The sequence below is a fragment of the Oceanobacillus sp. FSL K6-0118 genome, from assembly GCF_038006665.1.
GTDB lineage: Bacteria > Bacillota > Bacilli > Bacillales > Amphibacillaceae > Oceanobacillus > Oceanobacillus caeni.
Window position 1 is genome coordinate 495,999 of the sequence record NZ_JBBOVR010000001.1, and the last position, 13,337, is coordinate 509,335.

At 40.7% G+C, this 13,337-nt stretch carries 8 protein-coding genes, 1 tRNA gene, 2 rRNA genes and 1 riboswitch; of the genes, 5 read left to right on the forward strand and 6 right to left on the reverse strand.

Translation table 11 applies throughout. The features are described 5' to 3' along the window. Positions 1-42: 42 nt before the first annotated feature. On the reverse strand, positions 43-1,665 hold the full coding sequence (locus MHI02_RS02540) for a catalase (protein WP_047184527.1): 1,623 nt from the start codon (positions 1,663-1,665) through the stop codon (positions 43-45). Between the two features lie 137 nt (positions 1,666-1,802). Between MHI02_RS02540 and yfkAB the strand changes: the two genes are divergently transcribed. Both yfkAB and MHI02_RS02550 read left to right on the forward strand, forming a co-directional pair. Then, entirely contained in the window at positions 1,803-2,933 is a 1,131-nt protein-coding gene (gene yfkAB, locus MHI02_RS02545; RefSeq protein ID WP_047184528.1) for a radical SAM/CxCxxxxC motif protein YfkAB, read from the forward strand. A 110-nt stretch (positions 2,934-3,043) separates the two neighbouring features. After that, positions 3,044-4,138, forward strand: coding sequence for a mechanosensitive ion channel family protein (locus tag MHI02_RS02550; RefSeq protein ID WP_047184529.1), 1,095 nt, complete (start codon positions 3,044-3,046; stop codon positions 4,136-4,138). Positions 4,139-4,168: 30 nt separating this feature from the next. Here the strand turns inward: MHI02_RS02550 and MHI02_RS02555 are convergent, their stop codons facing one another. From MHI02_RS02555 to MHI02_RS02580, 5 genes are all read right to left on the reverse strand, one after another. Then, positions 4,169-4,936, reverse strand: coding sequence for a DUF3891 family protein (locus MHI02_RS02555; protein ID WP_047184530.1), 768 nt, complete (start codon positions 4,934-4,936; stop codon positions 4,169-4,171). A 143-nt stretch (positions 4,937-5,079) separates the two neighbouring features. Next, on the reverse strand, positions 5,080-5,565 hold the full coding sequence (locus MHI02_RS02560; protein ID WP_047184531.1) for a QueT transporter family protein: 486 nt from the start codon (positions 5,563-5,565) through the stop codon (positions 5,080-5,082). A gap of 6 nt (positions 5,566-5,571) precedes the next feature. Continuing rightward, a riboswitch (PreQ1 riboswitch) is annotated at positions 5,572-5,616 on the reverse strand. A 382-nt stretch (positions 5,617-5,998) separates the two neighbouring features. Beyond that, the gene (locus tag MHI02_RS02570) at positions 5,999-6,433 is read right to left on the reverse strand and encodes a MarR family winged helix-turn-helix transcriptional regulator (RefSeq protein WP_047184532.1); all 435 of its coding nucleotides are present in this window, start codon (positions 6,431-6,433) and stop codon (positions 5,999-6,001) included. Positions 6,434-6,571: 138 nt separating this feature from the next. Continuing rightward, the gene (locus MHI02_RS02575) at positions 6,572-7,333 is read right to left on the reverse strand and encodes an ABC transporter permease (protein WP_047184533.1); all 762 of its coding nucleotides are present in this window, start codon (positions 7,331-7,333) and stop codon (positions 6,572-6,574) included. Beyond that, positions 7,330-8,061 (reverse strand): ABC transporter ATP-binding protein, encoded by a 732-nt coding sequence (locus tag MHI02_RS02580; RefSeq protein ID WP_047184534.1) that lies wholly within the window; start codon positions 8,059-8,061, stop codon positions 7,330-7,332. Before MHI02_RS02580 ends, MHI02_RS02575 begins: the two co-directional genes overlap by 4 nt. 479 nt (positions 8,062-8,540) lie before the next feature. On the opposite strand from MHI02_RS02580, the gene MHI02_RS02585 reads away from it, so the two are divergent. The 3 genes from MHI02_RS02585 (at position 8,541) to MHI02_RS02595 (ending at position 13,280) form a co-directional block, all read left to right on the forward strand. Continuing rightward, positions 8,541-10,106: ribosomal RNA gene (locus MHI02_RS02585) — 16S ribosomal RNA — on the forward strand. 92 nt (positions 10,107-10,198) lie between these two features. Beyond that, positions 10,199-10,271 (forward strand) — tRNA-Ala (locus tag MHI02_RS02590). 92 nt (positions 10,272-10,363) lie between these two features. Continuing rightward, positions 10,364-13,280 (forward strand): 23S ribosomal RNA (locus MHI02_RS02595). Together the 16S and 23S rRNA genes with 1 tRNA gene alongside form the textbook arrangement of a ribosomal RNA operon. Positions 13,281-13,337: the final 57 nt, after the last annotated feature.

The window sequence follows — 13,337 nt, forward strand, 5'->3', positions numbered from 1 at the left end:
GCCGGTATTCGTTTTTAATCTCGAATACCGGCTGTAAAAAAATCAATAAGGTTCCGCGTCACGTCCCTTTTCAACGGCATCCTTCACTGCCTGATGAGCGTCTTCTGCCCCAAGTGGCCGTAATTCTTCTCCTATTTCCATTGTATGGTTAGCCATTTCTTTTGTCTTTTCCGCTATACCTTCTCTTAAACGACGTCCATACTCTTCATCGGCATCTTCTGCTAATGCGATCATTTTATCTTGAATACGCTTGTCACAGATAGATAGGTCATTAACAAGGTTGTTAATTAACTCATCTTTCTCCCATTGTTCGAAGCGGCGATAGGTTTCACCTGCTTGTTTCGTATTGTCATTTCGGTCAATCGATTCGCGGACAAGATTTCCTTCTACTTTTGGTGTATGTTCTTTCCCTAGTTGTTTCGCCTCTTGTAAACCTCCTAAAATGGACGGTTCATAATTAACATGTGGGTTTTGACCAGGGGCCTTATCATCTTCATATCTTAGTTGGCCACCTTCCTGGTTTGTTGCGACGCGTTTTTTCGCAGCATTTATTGGTAATTGAAGGTAGTTTGCACCTATTCGATAACGCTGTGTATCGGAATAAGAGAACGTTCTTCCTTGTAACATCTTATCATCAGAAAAGTCAAGTCCATCAACAAGGACGCCGGTACCAAAAGCTGCTTGTTCCACCTCAGTGTGAAAGTTTTCTGGGTTTTTGTTTAATACCATTTTTCCAACTGGTAACCAAGGGAATTGGTCTTCTGGCCAAAGTTTCGTATCATCTAGTGGATCGAAATCTAATTCAGGATGTGGGCCGTCCTCCATAATTTGAACAAAAAGCTCCCATTCTGGATACTCTCCTCGTTCAATTGCTTCATATAAATCTTGTGTTGCGTGACTGAAATTTTTCCCTTGAATCTTTTCAGCCTCTTTTACAGTTAAGTTTTTAATCCCCTGTTTTGGTTCCCAATGGTATTTAACTAATACAGCTTTTCCTTCTTTATTAACCCATTTATACGTATTAACACCGGAGCCTTGCATCATGCGATAGTTTGCTGGAATTCCCCATGGAGAATATACAAACGTAACCATATGGAAGCTTTCCGGTGAGTTTGCACAAAAGTCAAAAAAGCGTTCTGGATCTTGAAGGTTCGTTACTGGATCTGGTCGAAAAGCATGGATCATATCCGGGAATTTCATGGCATCACGGATAAAGAAGATTTTTAAATTATTTCCTACTAAATCCCAGTTACCATCTTCCGTGTAAAATTTAATTGCAAAGCCACGTGGGTCGCGGACGGTTTCAGGAGAATCCTTACCATTTACTACCGTTGAAAATCTTACGAAAACGGGGGTCTGTTTTCCTTTTTCTTGGAAAACCTTTGCTCTTGTATATTTCGATACGGGTTCATCACCGACTGTTCCATATGTTTCAAAATAACCATATGCACCAGCACCACGTGCGTGTACAATTCGTTCTGGAACCTTTTCACGATCGAAATGACTGATTTTTTCTATAAAATCGTAGTTTTCTAAAGTAGCAGGCCCTCTATTTCCTACTGTTCTAATGTTTTGGTTATTGGTGACAGGATGGCCTTGTCTTGTTGTAAGCGTGTCATCATTCTCTATATTCGTTTCGTTATTAGATGAATGTCCGTTTTCCAAGTTAATTCCTCTTTTCTGTAAATATTGAATTTGACGTTTTTATATTTTCCTAAAAACACTAAATTAACCTATATTTTTCGAAGGTTATTCATATGGTGTTACAATAGAGGAATAGTTAACGAAAAGGGGAAGATAAAATGGAAACAACGAAGAAGAAACAGCATATATCACCTGCTAATGATCCGTGGGAAGCATATATGGATGTAGAAGAATTCGGTGAAATGACTTTATCTAATATTGAATTCACTACAACAGTTATGTGTAATATGCGCTGTGCACACTGTGCAGTAGGATATACACTACGACCAAGTGATCCTGATGCACTACCAATCGATTTACTAATAAAAAGACTTGATGAAATACCGCATCTTCGTACGTTAAGTATTACGGGCGGGGAACCGATGATGAATAAGAAATCGGTTAGAAACTATGTGGTGCCGTTATTGTCTTATGCTTCTAGTAGAGGTGTGAAAACACAAATAAATTCTAACTTAACATTGCCATACAATCGCTATGAAGAGATTATTCCATATTTAGATGTTTTACATATATCCCATAATTGGGGCACGGAAGATGAATTTGCGGAAACAGGATTTGCATTAATGGAACGGAAGCCTTCATTGGATAATCGGAAAAAATACTTCGAACGAATGGTGGAAAACTCTAAACGTTTGGCTAATGAAGGGGTTCTGGTTGCAGCGGAAACTATGCTAAATAAACGAACCTTTCCTTACTTAGAACAAATCCATGATCATGTAAATGAGATGGGCTGTGGTCGTCATGAAATTCATCCAATGTATCCAGTTGATTTTGCTAGTAATCTAGAAATCTTAAGTTTAGATGAAATTCGAACAGGGATTAAACGTTTATTAGATCATCGGAATAAAGACATGTGGATGTTGTTTGGAACATTACCATTCTATGCTTGTAGTTCAAATCAAGAAGATTTAGCACTACTTGAAAGATTGTATAAAGAAGAAAATGTTTCTTTACGCAATGATCCGGATGGAAGGTCAAGGTTGAACGTAAATATTTTTACGGGTGAGATCATTGTTACGGATTTTGGAGATGATGAACCATCCTTAGGTAATATACAAAATACAACCTTACCAGAAGCTTATAAAAGATGGATGGGAACAAAAACGGCAAAAAGTTTAAATTGCCATTGTCCCGCAGTAAAATGTTTGGGCCCTAACATTTTAGTTAAAAATGCCTACTATAAAGACGTTGATTTTACAAAGAGGGAAGCAAAGATAAGCCGATCATAGAAGAAGTGAGAATAATTTCTAAGAAGATCCTATAGGTTATTTTCCTTATGACGGAATCCGGGGGTATATGTTATGATATTGCTATTAATCCTAGGAGGTAATAAACATATATGACTTGGGAGCACTTTATATCATATAGTCATTTAATGGAATTAGGAATAGCTATAGGTATCTTCCTGTTATTTATTTTATTCAGGAAATTATTCACGAAGTATGTTTTTAGAATCGTCATGAGAATTGTAAGAAAGACGAAGATTAATGCTTTGTCTAATATATTCCTTGCATTTCAAAAACCTATGGAATGGTTTTTTACGTTGTTAGGTTTTTATTTTGCTATTTCGTACTATCCGTATATCCATGGAAGTGTCTTAAATAAATTTATTAGTGCGGCATTCATAGTTCTTGTCACTTGGGGATTAGTTAGTTTATCCTCATCGTCATCCAATTTATTTAGGAAAATTAATGAAAAAACAGATATTAACATAGATGAGATATTAATACCATTATTATCTAGAACATTACAGTTTATTATTGTCGCGATTGCCGCTACAATTATCCTTCAGCAATTTGGTTATAGTATTGAAGGACTTATAGCTGGGCTTGGCTTAGGTGGACTTGCCATCTCTTTAGCTGCTAAAGATGCTTTAGCTAATTTCCTTGGTGGAATTGTTATTATTTCTGAGAAGCCTTTTACGATTGGGGATTGGATATTGACACCGAGTGTAGAGGGAACAGTAGAAGATATTTCCTTCCGTAGTACAAAAATACGAACTTTTGCAGATGCGTTGGTTTCTGTTCCTAATAATCAATTAGCAAATGAGTCAATCACAAACTGGAGTAAAATGAATAAACGCCGAATTACTTTTAATCTTTCGTTAGATTATGAAACATCAAGAGAAAAAATGGAATCCATTATACAACGAATCGAAAATCTATTAAAAAATCACCCAGATATTCATCAAGAAACCATATTTGTAAGGTTTGATGAGTATAAGGAAAGTAGTTTGGACATTCTTTTGTATTTCTTTACGAAGACAACAGTCTGGGGAGAGTATTTAAAAGTGAAAGAGGAAATAAATTACCAAATTCTTGATATTGTAAGAGAAGAAGGAGCGGAATTTGCTTACCCTACAAGAAAACTATATATAGAGAACGATTCGTCCGATGATTCAGAGCATCTATTGCAAGTTAGACAAGAGTCTTAAGTAAAGAAGGAGTTCATGGGGACTCCTTCTTTACTCTTTAGATAATAGTTTCAAATCTAATATTTCGCATGGTGTGTTCTCATAGCTTTTTACTATGCCATGTTTCGTAATTAAATCCTTAGCCACTTTCTTCTGCTTAATTTTTATAGTTAGCTCGGTTTCAAATGGAAATGGATCCATATAAATCGTATTGTCCGCCTTCCATTCCGGCCAAAGAATCTGGCTATTCCCTTTATCAATAGAGGGTACTGGAATTCCGTTTTTATAAAAGAAATGGAATTCCTCCTTTTTAACACCGGGTTTATTTATACAAAAGAACAGGGAGAGACTATCTGTAAACTTTAGTAATTCATAATGGAAGTCAAATAAGTTCTCATCAAAATCTTTCATCGAGTGAATGATTTCCTGTTGTCTCTTTCTTTCTTGTGCTACAAAGGTATCCGCAAATGGAGAAGATTCTTGGGTAATAAAGTTTGTATAATGCATACTACATAATAAGGCTGCATACGTATCTATTTTTTCAACTTCATTTATTCCGTGTGTATAAATGATGGTCTTCGGAGCTAAGGGGTAACTCGTAAAATCATACGGTGCTTTTAGATGATCATTCCATACTGGTTGCTTATCAAAGTACTTCCAACCATAGTCATGAAGTGTGATTGCTGTTACAACCGAATCCATAAGAGTGTTACTTAATAATAGTTCTTTTTTCCAATACTTTATTAATTCACCAGATACAATGGCATGGTTGTCTTGCTCAATCATTATAAAATGATCTGTTTCTTCTCTAACAATCATAACTAGCGCCTCCTTGTATAAATATTATGTAAGTATATAAAAAAACTTCACGAATTAGTAAGTTAATCGTGAAGTTTTTATTATGGTATATCCCTTTATCCTATCTAAACGGGTAGTAAGACTCCCAATGACGGAAATCTTCTTTATATGATTTTATCAAAATGTACTTGTTTATTTAAAGTATACATAATTGGAATACCAATAGCCAAAACAACGATTTCTCCAATGGCTGTAGTTACCCAAGAAAATAGGAAAGGTAATCCCAATGCTAAGTATAATTCTAATGCGACAATGAACATGTTAAAACTGAAAATGATTGCATTGGCTGCTAGTAAAAGTAGCGTGTTTTTCGTGTATTTAGAAAGTAGAATAATAAGTCCTAAAGATATTGCCGAATGCGCGACACCAAATACAATATCATACAGTCGCATTGGTGAGAAAAATAGATTGGTTAAAAATACACCAAATATAATACCGAAAAAGAACTTCTTATTAAATACGACGAGATGATTAAACATCTCAGGTACACGAAATTGGACATTCGTAAAGCCAAATGGTTGTATAAGTGCTGATACAGCTATATACATTGCAGCCAAAACGCCATTTGCAGTTAACGTTTTTATATTCATTTCCATCTCTCCTTAGTTTTTTTACGTGGGAGGCTTTCGAACCACGGATTTTTAATACAATAGAATATATCATAGCAAAATTTATAATCATTCACAATGGAAATATTAGTAATCTTTAAGTATTAGTTTTTTTCCAGCCTAAACGGGCAGTAAGACTTCCGGTTCAAGCTTCTGGGGAAACAAACAAGGTATTTGGGAGATTGACTGCCTGTATAGGTCCGATAAGTACTCGTGCTTGGGATATCAGTACTCATGTTTAAGATATCAGTGCGACTAACCATCAGTGGAGGATGAAAGAGGATCCCACTGATGGAAGTATTCTTTATCGACAATCAATAGGTCTTATTCTGTTCTACCTATACCATGAAGGAGTAATAGAGTTTTAGAAGTATCTGACCCTTTTTGGAAAATATATCTCATCGTCTTTCCCTGTTTATTTTAGTTGTTCACTTTTCTTGCCGACGCGCTTTAATACATCTATTACTATTTTCTTTTCTTCATCTGTAACACCTTCAAACACGTTTTCGATGACTTGTTGATGAAGCGGGAAGATTTCTTCCATTAGTTTAATTCCTTGATCTGTTAATTGAATATAAACTACACGGCGGTCATCTTTGCATGGAGTTCTTTCTAGTAGTCCTTTTTTTTCTAATTTATCGATAACATAAGTAATGGAACCAGTATTAATCAATACGGATTGTGTAATTTGTTTAATAGTCTGTTGCCCCTTATGATATAATGCTTCTAATACAGTGAAATCAGATGTCCGCATTCCATGACTACTTATATCCTTTTTAATTAATTCTGCCAACGTCTTATTAGCCTTTAGCAAGACAACAAAAGCCTTTAGCGATAAATTCTCTGACATAATAAATTCTCCTTTAATATTATTAATACCTGTATACTTAATTAAGAAATTTTTAATTAAGTATAATATACAAAATAGAGAGACATCTGTCAATAAAACGCAATAGAGCGTGAATCTAAAATTAGATTCACGCTCTAATTATTTTTTATCTCTAATTTTCATCATTTGCATTTTATCATTGAAAAGAGCTGGATAGGATAAGAACCCTAGGAATATGCTTGTGACGATTGCGGTTGTTAATAGTAAAAATAGGACAAGTAGTTGGAATTGGACAGCTTGTACTGGATCTGCCCCTGCAATGATTTGTCCACTCATCATTCCAGGTAATTGGACTAGGCCGATTGTTTTTTGGCTTTCAATAGTAGGAATCGTACTAGCTTTAATAGAAGTAACTAAGGGAGTATGGATTGCTTGTTTCGGTGTCCCACCTAAGGATAAGATGAGCTCTGTTTCATCTTGCCGCGCTTCTACTTCAGCAGTAAACCGATTAAGGAATAAAATGGCAAGAACCATCGAATTTCCAACGACCATTCCGCTTATCGGTATAATATACTGTGCGGTAGGTGGAGTTATTTGGAATCCTAGTAAGATTGCTTGAGTAAGTATTTCTATAAAAATAAAAGTAATAATAAGCTTCCAAGTAATCCCTTTTATTGATGCTCCCTTTTTCCTGGCGTTTTGTGTTGCTGCACCAATCATTAAGGCAATCATTAAAATGATAAAAATATACTCTTCCGATGCAAAGACAAATTGTAATACATATCCGACAATAAGTAATTGAATAATAGAACGAACTGTTGCGATAATTGTATCCTTTTCTAAATCTAAATGTAATGTTTTAGATAGGATGATGGGAATTAATACAAAAATTAGTGCTAATGTCAATGTTAAATAACTCATTCTAAGTCTCCCTTTATAAAACGTTTTACTCTTTCATCTTTCGGGTTATTTAAAAATTCACTCTTGCCCGTTTCAAGGACCTCGCCAGCCATCATAACCCATGAATAGTCACCAATGGTCAAGGCTTGGTCTAAATTATGCGTAATCCAAACAATTGTTGTTCCGTATTTTTGGTTTATCTTTTGTATTAATTCTTCAATGTCGTGTTGAGATATACGATCGAGAGAAGAAGTGATTTCATCTAATAAGAGAACCTTAGGACGATTTACTAATGTACGAGCGATAGAAACTTTTTGCTTCTGTCCTCCAGATAGATCATTAATATTCCGATTTAAGAAGTCTTTTCCTAGTGATACATCTTCTAATAATTCTTTTGCATCATCTTCAGGTAATGTTTCGCCTTTTAAAGTAAGTGGTAATGAAAGGTTTTTATATACCGATCCACTTAGCATTGTAGCACTTTGCAACGCAAGTCCGATTTTGCGACGTAATATTATTGGATCATACTCATCAATAGGTTTGTCATTTATTATTATTTGTCCCGAGTCAGGAGAAATAAGTCCATTACATAATCGAAATAAAGTTGTCTTACCTGCACCAGAAGGGCCCACTAGTGTTGTTATTTTACCTTTGGCAAACGAGCCGGAAATATTTTTTATTATAGGAACATTACGATCAGAAAATGTAACGTTTTTAAATGTAATAATTGGCTCAAATTCAGTTGTCATTATATTTACCTTCCTTATAAACAAATTTTTAAACCCCTTCTATTATTCAATATTTTCCTTTAGCATTCTATAAATATGCATAATCAGCTTCTTGTATCGTGTTTAATGAATTAATATAAAGATATGAAATAAAAGTGTTGACTTTTTGGTTAGAGAATAGTAATATAAATTTTGCTGTTATCAAAGTTAGCTCCTTTTAAAAATAACTTTTTAAAAAATGTTGACATAGATTTCGGTGGTTGATATAATATAAAAGTTGCTGTTGAAAAAACAATTTGAATTAATTGTTGACAACGAATAGGAACTATGTTATATTAATAAAGCTGCTTTAAATAAGCGGCGAGAAATTAATTGCTCTTTGAAAACTGAACAAACAACCAGTATGTTAAGATAAGAGAAACTCGTTTTCTTTTAAAAATAGAAGGTAACACTTCTAAAAGCTAAGAGATAGAATTAATTATGTTAATTCTAAACAAACTTTTTTGGAGAGTTTGATCTTGGCTCAGGACGAACGCTGGCGGCGTGCCTAATACATGCAAGTCGAGCGCGGGAATCTCTTCTGATCCCTTCGGGGTGAAGAGAGTGGAACGAGCGGCGGACGGGTGAGTAACACGTGGGCAACCTACCTATAAGACTGGGATAACTCGCGGAAACGTGAGCTAATACCGGATAATACTTTTTATTGCATAATAAGAAGTTTGAAAGGCGGCGTAAGCTGTCACTTATAGATGGGCCCGCGGCGCATTAGCTAGTTGGTGAGGTAAAGGCTCACCAAGGCAACGATGCGTAGCCGACCTGAGAGGGTGATCGGCCACACTGGGACTGAGACACGGCCCAGACTCCTACGGGAGGCAGCAGTAGGGAATCTTCCGCAATGGACGAAAGTCTGACGGAGCAACGCCGCGTGAGTGAAGAAGGTTTTCGGATCGTAAAACTCTGTTGTTAGGGAAGAACAAGTCAGGTAGTAACTGACCTGACCTTGACGGTACCTAACCAGAAAGCCACGGCTAACTACGTGCCAGCAGCCGCGGTAATACGTAGGTGGCAAGCGTTGTCCGGATTTATTGGGCGTAAAGCGCTCGCAGGCGGTCTTTTAAGTCTGATGTGAAAGCCCACGGCTTAACCGTGGAGGGTCATTGGAAACTGGAGGACTTGAGTGCAGAAGAGGAGAGTGGAATTCCATGTGTAGCGGTGAAATGCGTAGAGATATGGAGGAACACCAGTGGCGAAGGCGACTCTCTGGTCTGTAACTGACGCTGAGGAGCGAAAGCGTGGGTAGCGAACAGGATTAGATACCCTGGTAGTCCACGCCGTAAACGATGAGTGCTAGGTGTTAGGGGGTTTCCGCCCCTTAGTGCTGAAGTTAACGCATTAAGCACTCCGCCTGGGGAGTACGGCCGCAAGGCTGAAACTCAAAAGAATTGACGGGGACCCGCACAAGCGGTGGAGCATGTGGTTTAATTCGAAGCAACGCGAAGAACCTTACCAGGTCTTGACATCCTTTCGACCTCCCTAGAGATAGGGATTTCCCTTCGGGGACGAAAGTGACAGGTGGTGCATGGTTGTCGTCAGCTCGTGTCGTGAGATGTTGGGTTAAGTCCCGCAACGAGCGCAACCCTTGATCTTAGTTGCCAGCATTAAGTTGGGCACTCTAAGGTGACTGCCGGTGACAAACCGGAGGAAGGTGGGGATGACGTCAAATCATCATGCCCCTTATGACCTGGGCTACACACGTGCTACAATGGATGGTACAAAGGGCAGCGAAACCGCAAGGTCAAGCAAATCCCATAAAACCATTCTCAGTTCGGATTGTAGGCTGCAACTCGCCTACATGAAGCCGGAATCGCTAGTAATCGCGGATCAGCATGCCGCGGTGAATACGTTCCCGGGTCTTGTACACACCGCCCGTCACACCACGAGAGTTGGTAACACCCGAAGTCGGTGAGGTAACCTTTTGGAGCCAGCCGCCGAAGGTGGGACCAATGATTGGGGTGAAGTCGTAACAAGGTAGCCGTATCGGAAGGTGCGGCTGGATCACCTCCTTTCTAAGGATTATTACGGAACATCCTAATTTGGATGAAGCATATTGTGTTGTTTGTTCAGTTTTGAGAGAGTAATTTCTCTATATTAATTACAAGGGGCCTTAGCTCAGCTGGGAGAGCGCCTGCTTTGCACGCAGGAGGTCAGCGGTTCGATCCCGCTAGGCTCCATTTTTGTACCTTGAAAACTAAATAAGAGTAAACAAACGACATCAATTTTTAAAGCAAGGCTATATAATAGCACGCTTATTCATTGTAAACTTAGTTAAGTGAATAAGGGCGCACGGTGGATGCCTTGGCACTAGGAGCCGATGAAGGACGGGACTAACACCGATATGCCTCGGGGAGTTGTAAGTAAACATAGATCCGAGGATTTCCGAATGGGGAAACCCACTGTTCGTAATGGAACAGGACTTATGTCTGAATACATAGGGCATAAGAGGCACACCCAGGGAACTGAAACATCTCAGTACCTGGAGGAAGAGAAAGCAAATGCGATTTCCCAAGTAGCGGCGAGCGAAACGGAAACAGCCCAAACCAGAGAGCTTGCTCTCTGGGGTTGTAGGACACTCCACAAGGAGTTACAAAGAAATTCTTTAGATGAATCAACCTGGAAAGGTTAGCCAAAGAGGGTAACAGCCCTGTAATCGAAAAAGAATTTCCTCCGGAGTGGATCCTGAGTACGGCGGAACACGTGGAATTCCGTCGGAATCCGGGAGGACCATCTCCCAAGGCTAAATACTCCCTAGTGACCGATAGTGAACCAGTACCGTGAGGGAAAGGTGAAAAGCACCCCGGGAGGGGAGTGAAAGAGTACCTGAAACCGTGTGCCTACAAGTAGTCGAAGCGCGTTAATGCGTAACGGCGTACCTTTTGTAGAATGGACCGGCGAGTTACGATTGTATGCAAGGTTAAGTGGAAGACACGGAGCCGTAGCGAAAGCGAGTCTGAATAGGGCGATTTAGTATGCGGTCGTAGACCCGAAACCGTGTGATCTACCCATGTCCAGGGTGAAGGTCAGGTAACACTGACTGGAGGCCCGAACCCACGTATGTTGAAAAATGCGGGGATGAGGTGTGGGTAGGGGTGAAATGCCAATCGAACACGGAGATAGCTGGTTCTCTCCGAAATAGCTTTAGGGCTAGCCTCAAGATGATGAGTACTGGAGGTAGAGCACTGATTGGACTAGGGGCCCTCATCGGGTTACCGAATTCAGTCAAACTCCGAATGCCAGATACTTAAACTTGGGAGTCAGACTATGGGTGATAAGGTTCATAGTCGAAAGGGAAACAGCCCAGACCACCAGCTAAGGTCCCAAAGTATACGTTAAGTGGAAAAGGATGTGGAGTTGCTTAGACAACCAGGATGTTGGCTTAGAAGCAGCCACCATTTAAAGAGTGCGTAATAGCTCACTGGTCGAGTGACTCTGCGCCGAAAATGTACCGGGGCTAAACGTATCACCGAAGCTGTGGATTGTTCTTACGAACAATGGTAGGAGAGCGTTCTAAGTGCTGTGAAGTCAGACCGTGAGGACTGGTGGAGCGCTTAGAAGTGAGAATGCCGGTATGAGTAGCGAAAAAAGAGTGAGAATCTCTTTCACCGAATGCCTAAGGTTTCCTGAGGAAGGCTCGTCCTCTCAGGGTTAGTCGGGACCTAAGCCGAGGCCGAAAGGCGTAGGCGATGGACAACAGGCAGATATTCCTGTACCACCTCATGACCGTTTGAGCGATGGGGGGACGCAGTAGGATAAGGAATGCGCACGGATGGATGTGTGCGCCCAAGCAGTGAGAAAGTCAGGTAGGCAAATCCGCCTGGCCATTTCAAGCTGTGATGGGGAGGCCTTCTGGCCGAAGTTCCTGATTTCACACTGCCGAGAAAAGCCTCTAGCAAGGTCACAGGTGCCCGTACCGCAAACCGACACAGGTAGGCGAGGAGAGAATCCTAAGGTGAGCGGGAGAACTCTCGTTAAGGAACTCGGCAAAATGACCCCGTAACTTAGGGAGAAGGGGTGCTCTACGGAGTAGAGCCGCAGTGAATAGGCCCAAGCGACTGTTTAGCAAAAACACAGGTCTCTGCGAAGCCGAAAGGCGAAGTATAGGGGCTGACACCTGCCCGGTGCTGGAAGGTTAAGGGGAAGAGTTAGGGCTTTCGCCCGAAGCTTAGAACCGAAGCCCCAGTAAACGGCGGCCGTAACTATAACGGTCCTAAGGTAGCGAAATTCCTTGTCGGGTAAGTTCCGACCCGCACGAAAGGTGCAACGACTTGGGCACTGTCTCAACGAGAGACCCGGTGAAATTATACGATGCGTGAAGATGCGCATTACCCGCGACAGGACGGAAAGACCCCGTGGAGCTTTACTGTAGCCTGATATTGAATGTCTGTGCAGCTTGTACAGGATAGGTGGGAGCCTTAGAAACGTGAGCGCCAGCTTACGTGGAGGCATCCGTGGGATACCACCCTGGCTGTATGGACCTTCTAACCCAGGACCGTGATCCGGTTCGGAGACAGTGTCAGGCGGGCAGTTTGACTGGGGCGGTCGCCTCCCAAAAGGTAACGGAGGCGCCCAAAGGTTCCCTCAGAATGGTTGGAAATCATTCGCAGAGTGTAAAGGCAGAAGGGAGCTTGACTGCGAGACCTACAAGTCGAGCAGGGACGAAAGTCGGGCTTAGTGATCCGGTGGTTCCGCATGGAAGGGCCATCGCTCAACGGATAAAAGCTACCCCGGGGATAACAGGCTTATCTCCCCCAAGAGTTCACATCGACGGGGAGGTTTGGCACCTCGATGTCGGCTCATCGCATCCTGGGGCTGTAGTCGGTCCCAAGGGTTGGGCTGTTCGCCCATTAAAGCGGTACGCGAGCTGGGTTCAGAACGTCGTGAGACAGTTCGGTCCCTATCCGTCGTGGGCGTTGGAAGTTTGAGAGGAGCTGTCCTTAGTACGAGAGGACCGGGATGGACATACCGCTGGTGTACCAGTTGTTCCGCCAGGAGCATAGCTGGGTAGCTACGTATGGAAAGGATAAGTGCTGAAAGCATCTAAGCATGAAGCCCCCCTCAAGATGAGACTTCCCATCATTTTAAATGAGTAAGATCCCTCAGAGACGATGAGGTTAATAGGTTTGAGGTGGAAGCGTGGCGACACGTGGAGCTGACAAATACTAATCGATCGAGGACTTAACTAAATTCTTTTCATGTCTTCATTTACTCTTATTTAGTTTTCAGGATACAAATCCTAATTG

Bases quoted from the DNA above. Each gene is read 5' to 3' on its own strand.
- yfkAB (WP_047184528.1), top strand. From the start codon at position 1,803: ATGGAAACAACGAAGAAGAAACAGCATATATCACCTGCTAATGATCCG.
- MHI02_RS02550 (WP_047184529.1), top strand. From the start codon at position 3,044: ATGACTTGGGAGCACTTTATATCATATAGTCATTTAATGGAATTAGGA.
- MHI02_RS02555 (WP_047184530.1), bottom strand. From the start codon at position 4,936: ATGATTGTTAGAGAAGAAACAGATCATTTTATAATGATTGAGCAAGAC.
- MHI02_RS02560 (WP_047184531.1), bottom strand. From the start codon at position 5,565: ATGAATATAAAAACGTTAACTGCAAATGGCGTTTTGGCTGCAATGTAT.
- MHI02_RS02570 (WP_047184532.1), bottom strand. From the start codon at position 6,433: ATGTCAGAGAATTTATCGCTAAAGGCTTTTGTTGTCTTGCTAAAGGCT.
- MHI02_RS02575 (WP_047184533.1), bottom strand. From the start codon at position 7,333: ATGAGTTATTTAACATTGACATTAGCACTAATTTTTGTATTAATTCCC.
- MHI02_RS02580 (WP_047184534.1), bottom strand. From the start codon at position 8,061: ATGACAACTGAATTTGAGCCAATTATTACATTTAAAAACGTTACATTT.